Source organism: Streptomyces sp. NPDC057137 (assembly GCF_042670825.1).
Taxonomy (GTDB): Bacteria; Actinomycetota; Actinomycetes; order Streptomycetales; family Streptomycetaceae; genus Streptomyces.
In genome coordinates, this window is sequence record NZ_JBHUUW010000010.1 from 1 (window position 1) to 16,381 (window position 16,381).

The following is a 16,381-nucleotide window of genomic DNA, read 5'->3' on the forward strand; positions in this document are numbered from 1 at the left end:
GGACTCGGCGAGGGAGCGGCGGCGGCCCATCCACAGCTCCGCGGTGTAGCCGATCCAGAACTCGTCGGTGTCCCTGCCGTCGCGCGGCAGGACGTACAGGCTCCGACACCTGCAGCACGGTGATCAGCTTCTTCACGCGTGTCGAGCCGGCCTCCGGCCTCACTCCGCCTCGCGTCGGCCGTCGGTCCGGTCGAGCCGCCCGCGAATGACCGATGCCCAGAGGAGGCAGCCGAACGCGACCGTTGATGTCACGGCCCTGGCGGTGTTCCAGGCCGCCCACCTCGCTTCGTCGAGCTGGGCACGCACCGCGGCGAATTCCGCGTCGCTGTCGGGCTCCGGTGCCACCCTGAAGTCCTCGTTGAGGGGTTCGTTGACGCCGAACGTGATCACGGCCGCAACCAGGTAGAACAGCAGCGCCGCCCCGAGCCAACCCAGCACCGCCCGCTGCCCCGTGCGAAGGTGAAGCACCGCCGACAGCCCGATGAGCAGCGGCGCGATCGTGAACCCACCGAGAAACATGGGATTGGTGATCGCCTGGTCGAGCGCCCGGAAGGCCACGACGAATGTTCGGTCATCGACATCGCCCAGACCGGGCATGATCGCGTTCGACCAGCTTGCGAAGACGCCCGCGATCAGTCCGGTCGTCATCACGGCGAAGATCAGCGTCACGGCTCTCAGGCCGTCGTTCCGGGTGCCCTGCTGGTGCCGGGTGTTGTATGCCATGGTTCCGAGTACAACGGCCGTCACGGAAGACAGCCATGCGCGTGCCTCTCAGGCACATACGCCGACGTCTACCGCCTATGAAGGGCGCGGTGCCCGGACGATCAGGCGTCGGGCTTCGTTCGCCGCTGGGGTCTGTGACGAATGAGCCTGTCATAGACGGGAGTTGACGGTGTCGGACGCTCAACTCGGGTCGTTCGCCGCCCTGCGGCCCGCAGACAGTCCAACCACTCAGCACAGAAGTTGAGCTTGTTTTTTATGGTTTGTGAGCTTTGAGTTGATTACGTTCAGCGATGCTTTCAGGGCGTCTAGTCGATTTGCCCACGTCGTAACGGGTGGCGGGTCGCCGGTTCTTCGATCCAATTGGGCGCCCTGGGCCGGGCGTTGAGGGTTTGGGCGCACGGGCCGGACCGTGCAGGTGAGGGCGGAGGTTCCTGAACCCGCGGCGGACGCGGGCCGGGGTGAGCCGGGCGGGCTCGGCCCGCTTTTCCCAGGGGTGGCGGAGATCGGCTGCGGCCTCGCGGGTGAGCCGGAGCTGGGTGTGTGCCGCGAGCACGAGCCACGTCCACCGGTCTGCGGCCTCGGGCGTACGCAGCCTGGGACGGGTCCAGCCAAGCGTCTGCTTGACAAAACGGAAAGTATGTTCAAGATCGAAGCGCCTCAGGAACGCTTGCCACCGCAGGTCGACGTCCTTGCTGGCCATGCCGGTTTTGGAGGACCACAGCCAGACGGGCAGCGGGTCGTGACCGCGGGGCAGATGGTCCACCTGGAGGCGGATCAGGGTGCCCTCGATGATTGGGAGTTCGTCGTCGTGGTCGATCCACGCACTGCGGGTGGTGAACCGCGGGTGGATACGGTCCCAGGCCATCGCCTTCGCGGTGCCGTAGCGGTCGGTGACCTGCACCGTCTCCGCGTCGGGCTCGCCCCAGGTCTCGGGCCTGCCGAAGTGGAACTCTTTGCCGTGCTTCGGCGGTCGCCCGCCCTGAGGATAGGACAGGGCGTACTCCTTGAGCGAGGGCGCCGGACGGCGCATCACCCGGTCCGCACGCATGCGTCCGAGGACCTCGACGGGCAAGCCGTCGAGAAGGTACGCCATGCGCGGGGCGTCGTAGCCGGCGTCGAAGACCACCAGGATGTCGTCGTCACCGGCTTCCCACTGCCCCTGGGCGATCAGGTCGGTGACGACGCGGCGGACCTGGGCTGCGGTGACTTCGGCGACATCGTCGTCGGGGCCGAGCCGGACCGCATCCAGCAGCTGACACCACGACGTGCGGCCCCTCTCCAGCGCGGCGACGAACGAGTAGGGCCAGCCGGGGATGAACTGGTCGCTGGAGCGTCCCGAGCGTCCGTAGACATGGCAGAACAGCCGGTCCGGGCTGGTCGGCGCGTCGGGCCGCAGCCACGCGGAGACATCGACGGCCAGGACCAGGCGCCCGTCGGCGGCCTTGGGCTGCGGCAGCATGGCCAGCGCCTTGCGCAGCCCGGCCACGTCGATGCGGCCCTGGTTGAGCGCGTCGTACACGCGCCGTGCCCACGCCGGTGCTCGGCCGGCAGAGTCAGATCGACCGGCGAGGTCACCGGGCCGTCCCCGCAGAGCATCGCGTCCGTGAGCTCGAACAGCGTGTCACCGCGCCGGGTCAGACATGCGTAGAAGTCCTCCTAAAGTGGGACGTGAAGTCGACAGCGTCCCGCCGGGCATCATGGTCGAGCCCACTCACCTCTGCGGCCTTCGTATGAACGTGATTCCTTGGCGGAACGCATGCTCATGCGGGGGCCGTCCGCCTGTCCGGCGAATGCCCAGGTGAGTGAACCTGTACGACTCGATGTTCGAGATCAGAGGCGAGAGACAAGCTCAGGCGTTCCACCACTCATCGGTGCCACAGCCGACCTCGTAGTGCCACCAGCCTTCCTCTTGGCCTTGCGTCAGAAGGGCCTTGATCCCGGCGAAATCCGCGCCGGCTGGCGCAGTGAAGGCCACCATGGGGAAGTCCACACTGAAGACCTCGCCTCCAAGACTGAACGCCGAAAGGCGCTGATGCACCGCCTGCGGACTGCGTCCCAGGAGGCCGGTGGGCACGGGCACCACACGGACCGTGCAGTTGCCGGAGGAGCTGACCCGACCGACAGCCCAGTGGAGCCCGTCGGCGTCAGTCCGGTACCGCACCACGTCGCCTTCGGCCACCCCGTCCTGAAGGAAGGGGGCGTTCTGCACGCGGGCCGTATCGTCGCCGAGCTTCGTGGCCCACAGCCCCTCCGTGTCCTGTGGGAACCACCCCTCACGAGGGACAAGGCGGAACCAGACCTTGATCTTCTCGACCGCGCTCTCCATGAGGGTCATCATGCGCCGACCGGCAACACCGCCCCGCACCGGGCCCGATCCGGGCGATCAACCGTAGCTGTCACGCGAGTGCCTGAGGATAAAAGACCAGCTGAGTTGGAGCCGGACTCGTCGAACTCCCAACGGCCACGGCGTGCTTTGTTGATCAGTACGGCGAAGTCGGTGGGTTCTTGTCCGGGAAGGATCCGCCAGAAAAGCCACTCTCCATTGCCGGTGGTGCCCCACGGGACGATGCGGCTGCCCGCTGGTTCGAGGTGGTCGTCGGGGAGTCGGACCGGGAGCGGTAGGACGCCCGTCGGGACGCCCGTCGTCTGCGAAAGGACTGGCGCGCCCACTTCATCCATGGGGAGCTCCGGAATGACAGGAGGTTGACGACGAAGGCGGTGAACGCCAGGAAGGCCGCGCCCCAGAAGGTCAGCTGACTGGAGTACCGGGTGAGGCCGTCCAGGCCGAGCCCCGTGCTTGGCTGTCCGGTCGGTGGGGCCCGCAGAGTCTGGGAGAGGGCAGCGCCGATCAGCGAGGTGAGGGCCGTCATCATGACCACAGCCAGTACGCCCATCGCGTTTCGCAGGGCTGCGAGTCCTCGAGATGCGTGGGTGGCAACAGTGCCCGGCGCGATCCGCATCACCTCGGCGGTCGCTCTCTGGGTGTGACCCATCGCTTTCGTGTCCCAGACCACGGAGCGTTGCTGAACCGGCAGGCGGTGCATGGCCTTGTAGAGGCTTTCCCGGTTGGCGACGAGATCGCTGAAGTCGGCAACCTCCGTCCGGGTCAGTGGGTCTGCGGCCTGTTCTCTGTCCACCCTCCCTCGCAGTGCGAACTGGCGGGTGTGATAGGCGACTTCGGTCCGGATCACCTTGCACACGTAGGCGTGGGGCAGTTCCAGGGCCTCCGGTTTCCGGAATGCCTTCGTGAACGCACTCTGCACGATGTCCTCGGCGGTGACCGCCGAGGCGGGTATCGACGCGAGAATCAGCAGTCGGTGTGCCAAGCCGACCATCTCGCTTTGACCCGTCCTGTACACCTCTTCCAGGAGATGGAGTCCGTCAGCGGTCGAACCGTCGTGTCCGGGCGCTCCTTTGAACGCGCAGGCCGCGTGGGCCGGTACGTGCTCAGCCATTGTTCTCGCCGGGTTCCTTCTGGTGTCCGACGGCGTTCCGGGGCTGGTTCGATTCGTACCGCGCCCGGATGATCTTCGTTTTGGCCCTGGCCTCGTTACGACAGGCCACGCTGCCGAGCAGCCTGTTGATACCGGGTACCAAAGCCATGATCACGGTCAGCGTCACACCGGCGACCTCCATCCCGCACCTCCCCATTGTCTGCGGCCGGTTGCCTCCGGGGCCCGGGGACTTCGGCCGTACAACAATGCAGAGGCGCGAGGCACCGATTCTCTTGACCGCCGACGCGGAATTTCTGTCCGCGGCGCCCACACCTCAGGACGCAAGCCGCGGAGAGCGCCGGCTCCGACCGCGGGTCGGTGGCAGGCGTCGGGCTGGTGGTCGTGGGGCTCTGACGGCGATCATCCTCGTGGCCGCCTCGGCTGTACGTGGCGGCTCACCACTCCGGCCCGGCGTTGAAGTCGATCCGCCACACTGAACGGACCATGCCTGTACGCGGTGGCTTGTCGCTCGGCTCAGGTTTGGGTACCCCGGCCGAGCGTTTCTCGTGGTCTGAGGAGGGGCGCATCCGGCGAACTGGTCAGTGAACGCAGCCGGGCTGACAGCGATTCACGCATGCCGTCAATCTCCCAGCCATGTCATCCCAAGGGCGCGGTGCCGGAACCGTCTTTTGTGTCGTATTGGCGATGCTCAGCATGATCACGGCGGTGATCTTGTCGGCGGTCGCACTGACCGCGACCTCTCAGGTGTCCCGGTCTGCGCCGTGGTGTTCAACAAGGGCAACCGGACGGGGGGCCGACCACCGGCACCCTGGTAACCCATCCCGCCTCAGGTCGGGCACCCACGCCTACCCAACCATCCTTGCGGCCATAGCCACGGCCTCCAAGGCGGCAGCGGCAAGAAGCGGCCCAGGCCCAGGCGCGCGAGCGGAAACGAGGAGTCCTGGGACGACGACGAGCCTGGTGTGGCCGACTGGCCCTGTGGCGGTGAGGAGTTCGAGGCCGCAGTCGCGTTCTCGCTCGGCGACGACGGGTCCGTTCGCTGGGTGACCGTGGACCTGTGGTGCACCAAGGCCGGATTCTTCTGACCCTGGTCCAGGTCCGGCGGGCGACGAGGAGCGCCCCGCCGGCCCGGCAGCACCGGCGTGCGGCGTCAGTCGGACGTCGTCCTGAGTTCTTGCACCGCTCTGGGAGCGGTGTAGGTGGTCAGCCCCTCGGCGAGCTGCCTCTCCAGCGCCGCCGCGGAGCGCTCGAAGTAGTCGGCGCGCACGCCCGCGTCCCGTGACGCCTGGGCCAAGTTGCGCACGCCCGTCAGCACCACGTCGAGGCCCTGGGCGACGGCCGGCTCCGCGTCCGAGTCCACGTCGGCGGGGAACGTCGGCATTACCTGCGCCATGTTCGTCAGCCAGGGCACCAGCAGCTCCGTGAAACCGGCCGCTGTGCCCTCCTTGTGGGAAGTGGCCATGGCGACCGAGTGGAAGAAGCCGTCGAGCATGTGGTCCATCGCGCTCAGCAGTGCCAGGTCGTACAGCGCGGCGACGCCCGCGTCGGCACCCAGGTACTTGGCCGCGCCCAGGACCTCCAGGGACTCCTTGTGCGCGTCGAAGTGCCGCTTCTGACCGCTGTAGAGGATGAACGCCTGCGGGGTCGCGACAGTCGACGGAATCGCCATGATCCCGCCGTCCAGGTAGGCGGCCCCATGACCGACGGATCAGGCTTCCGTCTGCCGGGCCTGCGCCGGCGTACCGTTGGTGAGATTGACCAGGGTCCGGCCGCGCAAGGCACCGGCCACAGGCCGGAGAAGCGTGTCCGTGACGTCGTAGTCCAGCAGGCAGAGAAGAGTCAGTGGGCCGGCGAGAACCGCTTCCTCGGCCGTCGCGGCCCGCACAGCGCCACGTGCCACCGAATCGTCGGCCTTGGCCGCGCTGCGGTTTCATACAGTCGTGGGGTGCCCCGCGGTGATCAGAGCGTCGGCCAGCGCCCGCCCCATCTCGCCGAGACCGATGACCGAGACTGCTGCGTTGCCCACAGGCGCTCCTGTTCGTGTGGTCGGATGCGTCCTCTTCACCTTCGTGGCGGTCCGGATGTCTCACAAGTACGCACAAAAAAGTGCGTAGTTACCCGGTGGTTGTGCGGTGCGTGACGCCGGACCCGACCACTCCACGGGCGCTGGGGGTTGGGTGCGGTGTCCGGGGCGGTCTTGAACGGCGGCGTGAGTACGGCGCAGCGACGGCGGGGGCCACGGCAGGGAGCGGATGGGCGGAATGCCGCGTACGAGCGGCTCCAGGTCCTGGCTGTCGTGCGTGTTCGCGCCGGAAGTCCCCAGTGGCAGCGGAAGACCGTTCGGGTGTGGCAGGACGCTGGGAGTTTCGTTTCATCGTCGCCGCTCTGAAGGCACTTTCTTGCTGGTGCCTCGCGTTCGGCCTCATCCCGACCGAGATGGCGAAGTCAGTGCATGTGAGGCAGGGGGGAAGTTCCTGGGGCACCTCAATTCCCCCTCGCGGTATACGGGATGGGGTCAGCCGTCCTACCGGGAGCGGTCCCGATTGAACTCGTGGGGCATCATCACTTGGTGCAGGGTCGCGCCAGGCCAGCTGGCGTGGTGGCCGACGAATCCCCTGTCGTACGCGGCGAGCATGAGGAAGAGAAACCCTGCGCAGGCCCCCAGGCCCATGACGACGATCATGATGATCAGGGTGACGTCACCGATGCCACCGATCGCGGGGACGGCGCACGCGCCCAGGACGAGGCCGAAGCCGATCCGCATGCCGCGCCATCGGCGGGCCCGTCGGCGCTGTGCACGGTGTAGTTGAGCGGTTCGCCGCACACCGAGCACCGGACCGACCACTGACGTGCGGGACTGCCGTCCGCCGGCCTTTCCACAAGGTGGTGTCGGCCTTTGTACGGCCAGGAGATGGTGCTGGGCCCCGACGACCGGCCCCAGAACTGCGTGCGATGGGCGATGAACGTCCTTTGCTTCTGCTCGAACGCAGGCGCCATCGGTACGCTCCCCCTTAGGCTGGCGGCCCGCCTTCTTGACGGGGCGGACACGGTCCTGGTGTGAGATTCGGCCCCCCAACCGGCCGCCGTCCCAGGCGAAACGGCCAGGCCAGGGCGTGCTTCGAGAGTCGGGATTGCCGTCAGCCGACGGGTGGCGGCGATCCGGTGCGGGGGCGGTGGGCCCGAACGTCCACAGGGCGTCCATCGGGGTCGCGAGCTGTCATCGTCCACTGCGTGGGCAGTGTCTCGATCTGCCCGGCAGGCCACCCGGCAGCCAGGATCTGTTCGCGAACCTCACAGAGTCGCGCGTACGTTCCCATGCGCAGCCCCCATCCCGCCCTGCTGAGGGGGTCGAGATCAGTGGTGGGGGCGGTAGCGGTTTCGACGATCATCAGGTGGTCGTCCCCGCCGACATCGACGACCGCGAACCGAGGATCGGTGGGAGTTGCGGCGCGCTCGAATGCGAGCGTCGCTCCCAGTAACTCCGTGTAGTACGTGACGAGTCGGTCGAGGTGGCTCGTGGACAGAGTCAGATGGTTGATTCCGAAGAGGTCAGGCATGGTCGGCCAACCGTAGTGCAACCACCGCTGGACGGCTCCTGGGGCGCGACTGACATGTGGTCACAACGCCCGTGCGTATCAAGGCGAGTTGGGCGGTGGCTTCATGGCGGACGGCGAGTTCTCGTTGCTCTCGCGACGCCCCGGAGTTGCTTGAGGAGCTGATCCGACACTCGGCCTTGTGCCTGGCCTTGTATCGCTCGCCGCTCGCCCGTGCCTCATGCCAGAGCGTGCTCAGTCCTCAGCTGCTGCTTCAAGTTGCTCGGTCGGTCCGGCAAAGGCCAGATACAAGGAACGGGAACTGAGCAGCCAACGGCCTTCGACCTTGAGGAACGTGTCCTCGTAGTGGCCGACCTGCGTAGGGGCCCGCGGGGGCACGAAGCCACCGGTATGTCCGTCGACACGGTACGTCGTGAAGTAGGTGGTCGCGGTGGCCGTTGTCTTGGACGTGACAGTGACCAGGATGTTTGTGCATATCCGGCGTGAGAGCCGGTCCGCGGGCCGACCAGCGAAATACGACCGAAGCGCGTCATGGCCCTGAATCCGGCGGTCGCCTTCCGCCCACTCCCAGAACCCGGTATCCGTAAACAGCTCGGCCACATCGCCCGGGTCGCCGAGGTCGAGCTTGTGAACAAACTCGACGATGAGACGTTCGCAAGCTCGCTCAGCAAACAGACGGTCCGCAGGATCGAGTGCTTCAGTAACCATCCCCATGTCGTACCAGGATGATCAAGGGCATGGCGACAGCTTTTTGACGCCGCCTCCGGGCCGGACCGGCCTGACGGTCAGCCGGCTCGGTCTCGGGTCGGCCTTCATCGGGGGACTCTTCCGGTCCGTGCCCCAGGAGCAGGCTCTGGCGTCCGTCCGCCGGGCGTGCTCCCGCCTCCCTGGCACCCGGCCGGCCCCGTGACCACCTGACGCTCGCCCAGCAGTCCCGTACCCGATCGGTGGTCAACTTGGTGTCCCGCTCAGGCGGGCACTTTGTCCTCGGGGTGAGGACGCCCTTGTCGTCGCCTGCGGCTGAGTCCCCTCCAACCACCTCGTGAGCAAGTCGCGCGGCATGTTCCCCACTGGCGGGTTCGTCGGCTCTCGTGCGCTTCGCTTCACTCTGCGGAGTGGAGTTGGCCCCGTGTTGGAGGTACTTCGGCCCCGCCATGCTTTGGTGCCGTCATGGTCCACCTTGACCATGAGCGCATGTCACTACCCAGTCTGCGTTCGCTGGCCGGTCGCGTGGTTCCCGCGCTGCTGGTCGCCCAAGTCGTCTTCCTCCCCCTTCAGCCTGCCTCCGCTGCCGAGCACTTGGCGCGCTCGTGCCGATCGTCCGACGGCTGCGGGTCGGTCGTCGTCGCGCCTGTCTCCCAGGCAGCCCCGGACCACGGTCCCTGCGACAGCTCGGAACCGGTCGTGTGCCTGATCCGGAGCGAGACTCCGCAGGAGCGTGAGGTCTCCCGGGACCAGCGGATGCGCTACCACGACCTCCTTGAGGACATGGAGCGCAAGGAGTGCGCCATGCGTGCCGAAGGGCACTCGGAGGAGGCCGTCGCCCGCACCCTGGTCCAGATGCGCAACGACGCCAAGGACGTCGTCCGCGCCGGCATGACCCGGGAACAGGTCCTGGAACTGGAGGCACGCAACCAGAAGAAGTACGGCAACCCGCTCGGCCCGACGGCGGACCAGCTCTACTTGAAGTACGGCTCCTGGGAGAAGGTCACCGAAGCCGCTACCCGTTCGAGTACGGCCGTGGACCGCGAACTCGGTCTGGAATTCCGGCACTGCCCCTGTGAGGTGCTCCAGGCGGCATGACTCGGCCGTCGCCCACCCTTGGCCCGGCTTTCAACGTCCCCGCACAGCAGGAACGTTGAAAGCCGGGCCGCACCAGCGCGATGTGGACCCGACGCCGATCCTCCGCCTGCGATCGAACCCACCGACGAGTTGTTGGAATGAGGTGGTCGCCGATTAGTGAAACCTTGGCGAAACCGCCGCCCTCGTAGAAAGGAACCGTATCGAAGGCCTGGCGAACAATGGAGACGACGATGCCAGTTACCGAATCTCGTGGCGCGGGTGGAATAGCCCCAGGCAAGAGGCGGCCGCGCCGGAGTGGCGCGACGGCCCTCCTGCTGGTGAGTGTCGCGCTGGCCGTGGGGGCCTGCTCCGGTGGCGGCGGAACCGAGAAGACGGTGGCGGACGTCGGCGGCTCCGCCTCCGAGACTGCCCAGGCCGGGGGCAAGGAAGACGTACTGGGCTACGCCACGTGCATGCGTAAGAACGGCATGCCCGACTTCCAAGGGGTGGGCCACGGTGGTGCCGGTACTCGCCTGGGGAGGCGGACTCGGCGCGGCGGTCGTCATCGGAGCCGTCGCCGGCCTGCTCCCGGCGCTGCGTGCGGCCCGGATGCAGCCCACCGAGGCTCTCCGAACCACGTAGGGCCTGTCCGGACCGCTCCCGTCGAGGGCCTGGTACGGCGAACTTGCCGTACCAAGCCTTCGGTTGGGCAGCCACGGGCCGTCGTGCCGATCAGGCGGTGTAGCCGCCGTCGACGGCGAGGGATGTGCCGGTTATCCATGCCGTGTCGGGTCCCGCGAGATAGGCGACCGCGGCGGCGGTGTCGGTGGCCGTGCCGAGGGTCTTGGTGGCCGTCCGTTGACGTTCCTCTTCGATCTCGGGTGTCCCGGCTGGGTTCATGTCGGTGACGGTGGGGCCGGGGTCGACGATGTTGGCGGTGATCCCGAGCGGCGCGAGATCGTGTGCGAGGCCTTTGGTGAAGCCGTTGAGGGCCGACTTGCTCATCGCGTAGAGCGTCACGCCGGGGACGGGGACGCGGTTGGACCAGCAGCTGCCGACGCTGATGACCCTGCCGCCGCGGCCCATGTGCCGTACGGCCGCCTGCGTGGCGATGAAGACCCCGCGTATGTGGACGGCGAGCGTGCGGTCGATCTCCGCGAGGGTCACGTCCTGGAAGGGGCCGTAGGGGAAGACGCCCGCGTTGTTGACGAGGATGTCGATGGAGCCGAACTCGGCGGCCGTACGCTCGACCGCCGCCACGACGGCCTCGGGATCCCCGCTGTCCGCTTGGACCGCGAGTCCTCTGCGTCCCGCCGCCTCGACCGATTTGACCACCTCGTGGGCCCGGTCGGCGGCGTTCAGGTAGGTGAGGGCGACATCGGCGCCCTCCTTGGCCAGGCGTTCGGCGATCGCCGCTCCGATCCCGCGGCTTCCTCCGGTCACGAGTGCGGTTCTGCCGACGAGCTGAGACATGCTCGGTTCCCCCTGGGTTTGAATTACGTAGTGAATGCTGCGTAAATAGGTAACAGGCAGCACACGCGCCGGTCAACTCCCCTCCGTGGAGGGGCGGACGGAGGAGATGAGATGGCGGAGCGGGGCAGACCGCGCACGTTCGACCGCGCCGTGGCACTGCGGCGCGCGATGGAGGTGTTCTGGGAGTCCGGCTACGAGGGCACCAAACTGACCGACCTCACCGACGCCATGGGCATCAACGCGACCAGCCTGTACGGCGCGTTCGGCTCGAAGGAGCAGCTGTTCCAGGAGGCCGTCGAGCTGTACGGCACCACCGTCGGCTCCGCCACCGATCGCGCGCTGCGCGAGGCGCCGACCGCGCGGAACGCCGTCGAGGCCATGCTCCGGGGGAACATCGACGCCTTCGCCGACCCGGACACCCCCAGCGGCTGCATGATCGTCCTCGCCGCGACCAACTGCAGCACGCGCAACAAATCCATCGGGGACTCGCTGGCCCGGCGCAGGCGTGACACCGTCACAGCACTGGAGGAACGCCTACGACGCGCGGCGCGCGACGGCGAACTGCCCGCCGATACGGATGTGGTCGGGGTCGCGGCCTTCTACGCCACGGTGCTCCACGGGCTGTCCGTCGAAGCACGGGACGGCGTACACCCGGCAAACCTGGAATCGGCAGTGCGCTCGGCACTGGCGGCATGGCCGCTCCTGGTCCGAGAACCCGCGAACACCCGCCCGGCCGGGCGTGGATGAAACCGCCGAGGACCCCGACCGGCGCCGTGAAGATCACCGCCAGTCGGCTGTCCGATCCTCGGACCGGAGCGATCGGCCGGACTCAGATCCAGCCCCGCTCCTTCGCCAGCAGCCCCGCCTGGAACCGGTTGGCCGCCCCGAGGCGCATCATGATGTCGGCGATGTAGCGGCGGAACGTCCGCAGCGAGACGCCCATTTCGCGGGCCGCCGACTCGTCCTTGTCCGTGCGGGTGAGGACGTCGAGCACACGGCGTTCGGTGTCGGACAGTGTCGGCTGCCGCGCCGCGAGGTTGTCCTCGGCGGGGAGATCCTGGCTGGTGTCCCAGACCTGTTCGAACCAGGCGACGGTGTTGGCCACCACCCCGGGCTGGCGGACGACCAGCGTCGCCTCGTAGTGGTCGTCGGGATTCACCGGCACCATCGCGACTCCGCGGTCCCAGATCGCCATCCGCCGGATCGCCTGCTCGGTGTGGCGCACCTGCCCGCCCAGGGCGGCCAGTTCACGCAGATAGGCCAGGGTCCCCGGGTCGGCGAGCGCCTTCGGCGCCGCCACCGTGCGCCAGCGGATGCCGCGCCGCAGCATCCGCAGATCGGACTCGCGGGACTCCTCGATCCTGTCGGGCTGCCAGGGTGCCGGCAGCAGGGACATGTGCTCGCGGAAGGTGAAGAAGGCAAGGTCGGTGAGGCGTTCATGGATGGCGTCGGTGCCGTCGAGGCGTTCGATCTCGCCGCTCGGTGACTGCGCGGCGCCCTGTTTGTGGTCGTCGATGAGCGCGGCGATCATGGCGCGGGTGGCGAGTACCTGGTCGGTGGCGGACTTGAGTTCGCCCAGGCGCTGCTCCACCAGCCACTCCACGGCGACCGAAGGGTCGGAGACCAGCACCGTATGGCGGTCGGAGAGCCGGATCAGGTTGTGCGACTGGAGTTCGTCGAGGCCCTCGTCCACGGTGTCGCGATCCCAGCCGAGCGCGCTTCCGGCGGCCTCGGCGCCCTGCTCCGGATTACGCAGGAAGTAGCGGTAGAGACGTAGGTGCCCGTCGGACACCCCGACAGCTGTCAGGCTCATCTGTTCCCCCAGTGAGCAGCCCCGTTGGCGTGCGCTTCGGCGTGCACGGTGGCGTGCACGGTGGCGTGCGCTTTGGCAGCAACGTGCCAGTGGCTGCCCTTTCTGACTGTAGAGCAATGATCAGCCGCGGAGCAGGCTCGACGTATGCCCAAGATCTTCGCTTCGGCGGACCGCCACCCGGCGGCCGCGCCCGCCTCCCACTCACCCTCCGACAACTCGACCGGATCCCGCACCCGACCTCGTACCGGATCCCGTACCGGATCCCATACCGACACCGCCGGCCAGGACATGGCGGTACGGCTCGACGCCGTCACCAAGGTGTACGGCCGCGGCGGGAGCGCGGTGCACGCTCTGCGCGGCATCGACATCGCCATCCCGCGCGGCAGCTTCACCGCCGTGATGGGCCCCTCCGGCTCCGGCAAGTCGACCTTCCTGCACTGCGCGGCCGGCCTCGACCGGCCCAGCGGCGGCACGGTGGCGCTCGGCGGCCAGGAGCTGACGGCGCTCGGCGAGACCGCCCTGACCCGGATGCGCCGGGACCGTATCGGCTTTGTCTTCCAGGCGTTCAACCTGATGCCGTCGCTGACCGTCGAGCAGAACATCACGCTCCCGCTGCGCCTCGCCGGGCGCCGCGCGGACGCGGCGTGGCTGGCGCGGATCATCGATCAGGTGGGCCTCACCGGACGCACCGCTCGCCGGCCCGCCGAACTCTCCGGCGGCCAGCAGCAGCGCGTGGCGATCGCCCGCGCCCTGGTCACCCGGCCCGAGGTGGTCTTCGGCGACGAGCCGACCGGCGCGCTGGACACCATGACCGCCAAGGAGGTCCTCGGACTGCTCCGCCGGACCGTGGACGATCTCGGTCAGACGGTCGTGATGGTCACGCACGACCCGGTGGCCGCCGCGTACGCCGACGCCGTGCTGTTCCTCGCCGACGGACAGATCGTCGACAGGATGGCCGCGCCGACCGTCGAGCGCGTCGCCGACCGGATGAGCCGCCTGGGAGCGTGGGCGTGATGCTGACACTCGCACTGAGTACGCTCCGCGCCCGCAAGGGGGCCTTCGTCGGTGCCTTCGTGGCGCTGCTGTGCGCCGCCGCGCTGGTCACGGCGTGCGGGGCGCTCCTCGACACCGGGCTGCGCGGGAAGATCCCCACCGAGCGGTACGCGGGGACTCCGGTCCTGGTCACCGCCGACCAGGAACTGCACTGGACGAAGGCCAAGAAGGGCAAGACCAAGGAGAAGTCCAAGCCGCTGACGGAACGCGCCTGGCTGGACGCCGACCCCGCCCTGCTGAAGAAGCTCGCGAGTGTTCCGGGCGTACGCGAGGTGGTCCCCGAACTCACCTTCCCCGCCAATGTGTTGACCCCGAAGGGCCCGCTCGCCGAAGGCGCCTCCTGGGGCCACGCCTGGCAGTCGGCGCGGCTCACCCCCTTCGCCCTGCGCGACGGCCGTGCGCCCGCCGCGGCGGACGAGATCGTGGTCGACGCGGGCACCGGACTGCGTACCGGCGCGAAGGTGACCGTTCAGTCGACGGGCATGCCCGCCGTGTACCGGGTCGTCGGCGTCGCCGCGCCGGCCGGCCGGGACGCCCTGCCGCGCCAGTCGACGCTGTTCTTCAGCGAGGACGAGGCACGCCGCCTGGCCGGACACCCGGGACAGGCCTCCGCTCTCGGCCTGCTCACCTCCCCGGGCGTCGAGGCAAGTGACGTACAGGACAAGGCAGTTGAAGCGCTTTCCGGTACGTCCCTGAAGGTGCGGTCAGGTGACGGGCGTGGGCCTGTCGAGTTCATCGACGCCGACAAGGCGCGGGTCAGCCTGATCAGTCTCGGCGGTGCGATGGGCGGTACGTCGCTGCTTGTCGCTCTGCTGGTGGTGGCCGGCACCTTCGCGCTCTCCATTCAGCAGCGGGCCCGCGAACTGGCACTGCTGCGCGCGATCGGCGCGACCCCGCGGCAGTTGCGGCGGATGGTGGGGCGCGAGGCGCTGGTCGTGGGGCTGCTGGCCGGGGTGCCGGGGGCTCTCGCGGGGTTGTTCCTGGCGCGCTGGATGCACGGACGGTTCGTGGATGTCGGCACGCTGCCGGACACCCTGGAGCTGACGCTGAGCGCGTTCCCGCCGATCGCGGCGGTGCTGGCGACGCTGCTCGCCGCGTGGGGCGCGGCCCGGGTGTCGGCCCGGCGGCCGGCCCGGGTGCGGCCGACCGAAGGGCTCGCGGAGGCGGCGCTCACGCCGGGGCGGCCGGGTCTCGGTCGCGTCGTCGCCGGTGTCCTCGCCGCGGTCGGTTATGGCGTCCTCATCCTGGTCCTCTCCGGTCTGGAGACCGACGCGGCGGCCACACCCGTGACCTTCCTGTCGGTGATCCTGGCGGCCGGCGCTATCGCGCTGCTCGGTCCGCCGATCGCCAAGTCCGCCGCGCTGGTGCTGGGTTGGGTCGCCCGGCGGCTGTCCCCGGCCGCCGGATTCCTCGCCGCCCAGAACACCCGCGGCAACGCCCAGCGCCTCGCGGCCGTGGTCACGCCACTCAGCCTGGCGGTGGCGATGGCCTCGACGATCCTGTTCACCCAGACGACGTCGAGCCACGCGGCGGGCGAGCAGGCGGTGTCGGGCACGAAGGCGCCGTACGTCCTCGCGGCCTCGGGGCCCGGCGTGCCGTCCGCGGTCGCGGAGGCGGTACGTGAGCGGGTGCCGGGCGCGACGGCGACGGAGGTCATCCGCACCACGGTCCGGATCGGACAGGACAAGTTCCCGGCGCAGGGCGTGAGTTCGCGGGGCCTGCCGCGCACCCTCGACCCGGAGGTCACCTCGGGCACGCTCGCCACGATGAACGACGGCACGGTGGCGCTGAGCGATCTGGCGGCCCGTACGAGAAACGCACAGGTCGGAGACCGCGTGACGGTCACACTCGGCGACGGGGTGAAGAAGGACCTGAAGGTCTCCGCGATCTACGAACGGGGCCTGGGCTTCGGCGACTTGCTGCTCCCGCACCAACTGGTGGCGGCGCACGTGGACAACCCCCTGTCGTCCTCGGTCCTGGTGGCCGGAGCCCCGAGCGAGAAGGAACTCACCACCGCCCTGGGCGCCTTCCCCACGGTCCACGTCCTGGACCGCGCCGACGTCGAAGCGGCCCGCCGCACCCAGGACGGCACCCAGGCCCAGGTCAACTATGTCGCGATGGGCCTGATCATCGCCTTCACCGGAATCGCGGTGGTCAACACCCTGGTGATGGCGACCTCCGCCCGCCGCCGCGAGTTCGCCCTGCTGCGCATGATCGGCACGACCGGTCGACAACTCCGCGCGATGCTCCGCTGGGAGACTCTGACGGTCAGCCTGCTCGCGATCATCCTGGGGACGACGGTGGCCTACGCGACACTGACGGCCTACAGCCTGGGCATGACGGGCACGACGACGCCGTACGCCCCGCCCCTGACCTACCTGTCCGTCATCGCGACGGCCACGGCCCTGGCCTTCCTCTCCACGGCCCTCCCAGCCCGGGCCGCACAGCGGGGTGCGGCGGTCAGCCTGGGCGGAGGCGAATAGCACCACCACCGGCCGGGCGGCCGCCCCACCCTGCCCCGCCCTGCC

At 68.8% G+C, this 16,381-nt stretch carries 18 protein-coding genes and 2 pseudogenes; 6 read left to right on the forward strand and 14 right to left on the reverse strand.

Going from position 1 to position 16,381, the window contains the following annotated elements; genetic code table 11:
• Window positions 1-159 precede the first annotated feature (159 nt).
• The 5 genes and pseudogenes from ACFT9I_RS10985 to ACFT9I_RS11005 all read right to left on the reverse strand — a co-directional run bounded on the left by ACFT9I_RS10985 (window position 160) and on the right by ACFT9I_RS11005 (window position 4,359).
• Complete coding sequence (locus ACFT9I_RS10985; RefSeq protein WP_382562912.1) at window positions 160-669, reverse strand: DUF1772 domain-containing protein; 510 nt, start codon at window positions 667-669, stop codon at window positions 160-162.
• 307 nt (window positions 670-976) lie between these two features.
• Window positions 977-2,438, reverse strand: a pseudogene (locus ACFT9I_RS10990) (NF041680 family putative transposase).
• Between the two features lie 134 nt (window positions 2,439-2,572).
• A complete protein-coding gene (locus ACFT9I_RS10995) occupies window positions 2,573-3,061 on the reverse strand; it encodes a DUF4265 domain-containing protein (RefSeq protein ID WP_382562913.1) in 489 nt (162 codons plus the stop codon).
• Between the two features lie 142 nt (window positions 3,062-3,203).
• Window positions 3,204-4,178, reverse strand: a complete 975-nt coding sequence (locus ACFT9I_RS11000) for an RNA polymerase sigma factor (protein WP_382562915.1) — start codon at window positions 4,176-4,178, stop codon at window positions 3,204-3,206.
• On the reverse strand, window positions 4,171-4,359 hold the full coding sequence (locus ACFT9I_RS11005) for a hypothetical protein (protein ID WP_382562917.1): 189 nt from the start codon (window positions 4,357-4,359) through the stop codon (window positions 4,171-4,173). The genes ACFT9I_RS11000 and ACFT9I_RS11005 overlap by 8 nt, the downstream gene beginning before the upstream one ends.
• A 781-nt stretch (window positions 4,360-5,140) precedes the next feature.
• Between ACFT9I_RS11005 and ACFT9I_RS11010 the strand changes: the two genes are divergently transcribed.
• Window positions 5,141-5,263 (forward strand): hypothetical protein, encoded by a 123-nt coding sequence (locus tag ACFT9I_RS11010; RefSeq protein ID WP_382562918.1) that lies wholly within the window; start codon window positions 5,141-5,143, stop codon window positions 5,261-5,263.
• A 65-nt stretch (window positions 5,264-5,328) separates the two neighbouring features.
• On the opposite strand, the gene ACFT9I_RS11015 is transcribed toward ACFT9I_RS11010, so the two are convergent.
• The 7 genes and pseudogenes from ACFT9I_RS11015 to ACFT9I_RS11045 all read right to left on the reverse strand — a co-directional run bounded on the left by ACFT9I_RS11015 (window position 5,329) and on the right by ACFT9I_RS11045 (window position 8,440).
• Entirely contained in the window at window positions 5,329-5,847 is a 519-nt protein-coding gene (locus tag ACFT9I_RS11015) for a hypothetical protein (protein ID WP_382562920.1), read from the reverse strand.
• A gap of 39 nt (window positions 5,848-5,886) precedes the next feature.
• Entirely contained in the window at window positions 5,887-6,078 is a 192-nt protein-coding gene (locus ACFT9I_RS11020) for a hypothetical protein (protein WP_382562922.1), read from the reverse strand.
• A gap of 30 nt (window positions 6,079-6,108) precedes the next feature.
• Entirely contained in the window at window positions 6,109-6,204 is a 96-nt protein-coding gene (locus ACFT9I_RS11025) for an NAD(P)-binding domain-containing protein (protein WP_382562924.1), read from the reverse strand.
• A 197-nt stretch (window positions 6,205-6,401) separates the two neighbouring features.
• Window positions 6,402-6,516 (reverse strand): annotated as a pseudogene (locus ACFT9I_RS11030) (IS5/IS1182 family transposase); the annotation flags it as partial.
• A gap of 186 nt (window positions 6,517-6,702) precedes the next feature.
• Entirely contained in the window at window positions 6,703-6,942 is a 240-nt protein-coding gene (locus ACFT9I_RS11035) for a hypothetical protein (protein ID WP_382562925.1), read from the reverse strand.
• Between the two features lie 373 nt (window positions 6,943-7,315).
• On the reverse strand, window positions 7,316-7,735 hold the full coding sequence (locus tag ACFT9I_RS11040; protein ID WP_382562926.1) for a VOC family protein: 420 nt from the start codon (window positions 7,733-7,735) through the stop codon (window positions 7,316-7,318).
• 231 nt (window positions 7,736-7,966) lie between these two features.
• A complete protein-coding gene (locus ACFT9I_RS11045; protein WP_382562928.1) occupies window positions 7,967-8,440 on the reverse strand; it encodes a nuclear transport factor 2 family protein in 474 nt (157 codons plus the stop codon).
• A gap of 486 nt (window positions 8,441-8,926) precedes the next feature.
• Here ACFT9I_RS11045 and ACFT9I_RS11050 point away from each other — a divergent pair, with 486 nt between their 5' ends.
• On the forward strand, window positions 8,927-9,535 hold the full coding sequence (locus ACFT9I_RS11050) for a hypothetical protein (protein WP_382562930.1): 609 nt from the start codon (window positions 8,927-8,929) through the stop codon (window positions 9,533-9,535).
• A gap of 495 nt (window positions 9,536-10,030) precedes the next feature.
• Window positions 10,031-10,156 carry a hypothetical protein gene (locus ACFT9I_RS11055; RefSeq protein ID WP_382562932.1) on the forward strand — a complete coding sequence of 42 codons (126 nt, stop codon included), beginning with the start codon at window positions 10,031-10,033 and terminating at the stop codon, window positions 10,154-10,156.
• Window positions 10,157-10,246: 90 nt separating this feature from the next.
• Here the strand turns inward: ACFT9I_RS11055 and ACFT9I_RS11060 are convergent, their stop codons facing one another.
• Complete coding sequence (locus ACFT9I_RS11060; RefSeq protein WP_382562934.1) at window positions 10,247-10,987, reverse strand: SDR family NAD(P)-dependent oxidoreductase; 741 nt, start codon at window positions 10,985-10,987, stop codon at window positions 10,247-10,249.
• A gap of 111 nt (window positions 10,988-11,098) precedes the next feature.
• Here ACFT9I_RS11060 and ACFT9I_RS11065 point away from each other — a divergent pair, with 111 nt between their 5' ends.
• Complete coding sequence (locus tag ACFT9I_RS11065; RefSeq protein WP_382562935.1) at window positions 11,099-11,734, forward strand: TetR/AcrR family transcriptional regulator; 636 nt, start codon at window positions 11,099-11,101, stop codon at window positions 11,732-11,734.
• 82 nt (window positions 11,735-11,816) lie between these two features.
• Here the strand turns inward: ACFT9I_RS11065 and ACFT9I_RS11070 are convergent, their stop codons facing one another.
• On the reverse strand, window positions 11,817-12,800 hold the full coding sequence (locus ACFT9I_RS11070) for a LuxR C-terminal-related transcriptional regulator (protein ID WP_382562936.1): 984 nt from the start codon (window positions 12,798-12,800) through the stop codon (window positions 11,817-11,819).
• 288 nt (window positions 12,801-13,088) lie between these two features.
• Between ACFT9I_RS11070 and ACFT9I_RS11075 the strand changes: the two genes are divergently transcribed.
• Together ACFT9I_RS11075 and ACFT9I_RS11080 are read left to right on the forward strand one after the other, a co-directional pair.
• Complete coding sequence (locus ACFT9I_RS11075; protein WP_382563220.1) at window positions 13,089-13,814, forward strand: ABC transporter ATP-binding protein; 726 nt, start codon at window positions 13,089-13,091, stop codon at window positions 13,812-13,814.
• On the forward strand, window positions 13,814-16,336 hold the full coding sequence (locus ACFT9I_RS11080) for an FtsX-like permease family protein (RefSeq protein ID WP_382562938.1): 2,523 nt from the start codon (window positions 13,814-13,816) through the stop codon (window positions 16,334-16,336). The genes ACFT9I_RS11075 and ACFT9I_RS11080 overlap by 1 nt, the downstream gene beginning before the upstream one ends.
• Window positions 16,337-16,381: the final 45 nt, after the last annotated feature.

Bases quoted from the DNA above. Each gene is read 5' to 3' on its own strand.
- ACFT9I_RS11080 (WP_382562938.1), top strand. From the start codon at position 13,814: ATGCTGACACTCGCACTGAGTACGCTCCGCGCCCGCAAGGGGGCCTTC.
- ACFT9I_RS11005 (WP_382562917.1), bottom strand. From the start codon at position 4,359: ATGGAGGTCGCCGGTGTGACGCTGACCGTGATCATGGCTTTGGTACCC.
- ACFT9I_RS10995 (WP_382562913.1), bottom strand. From the start codon at position 3,061: ATGATGACCCTCATGGAGAGCGCGGTCGAGAAGATCAAGGTCTGGTTC.
- ACFT9I_RS11035 (WP_382562925.1), bottom strand. From the start codon at position 6,942: ATGCGGATCGGCTTCGGCCTCGTCCTGGGCGCGTGCGCCGTCCCCGCG.
- ACFT9I_RS11060 (WP_382562934.1), bottom strand. From the start codon at position 10,987: ATGTCTCAGCTCGTCGGCAGAACCGCACTCGTGACCGGAGGAAGCCGC.
- ACFT9I_RS11070 (WP_382562936.1), bottom strand. From the start codon at position 12,800: ATGAGCCTGACAGCTGTCGGGGTGTCCGACGGGCACCTACGTCTCTAC.
- ACFT9I_RS11000 (WP_382562915.1), bottom strand. From the start codon at position 4,178: ATGGCTGAGCACGTACCGGCCCACGCGGCCTGCGCGTTCAAAGGAGCG.
- ACFT9I_RS11050 (WP_382562930.1), top strand. From the start codon at position 8,927: ATGTCACTACCCAGTCTGCGTTCGCTGGCCGGTCGCGTGGTTCCCGCG.
- ACFT9I_RS11040 (WP_382562926.1), bottom strand. From the start codon at position 7,735: ATGCCTGACCTCTTCGGAATCAACCATCTGACTCTGTCCACGAGCCAC.
- ACFT9I_RS11065 (WP_382562935.1), top strand. From the start codon at position 11,099: ATGGCGGAGCGGGGCAGACCGCGCACGTTCGACCGCGCCGTGGCACTG.
- ACFT9I_RS11015 (WP_382562920.1), bottom strand. From the start codon at position 5,847: ATGGCGATTCCGTCGACTGTCGCGACCCCGCAGGCGTTCATCCTCTAC.
- ACFT9I_RS11075 (WP_382563220.1), top strand. From the start codon at position 13,089: ATGGCGGTACGGCTCGACGCCGTCACCAAGGTGTACGGCCGCGGCGGG.
- ACFT9I_RS11045 (WP_382562928.1), bottom strand. From the start codon at position 8,440: ATGGTTACTGAAGCACTCGATCCTGCGGACCGTCTGTTTGCTGAGCGA.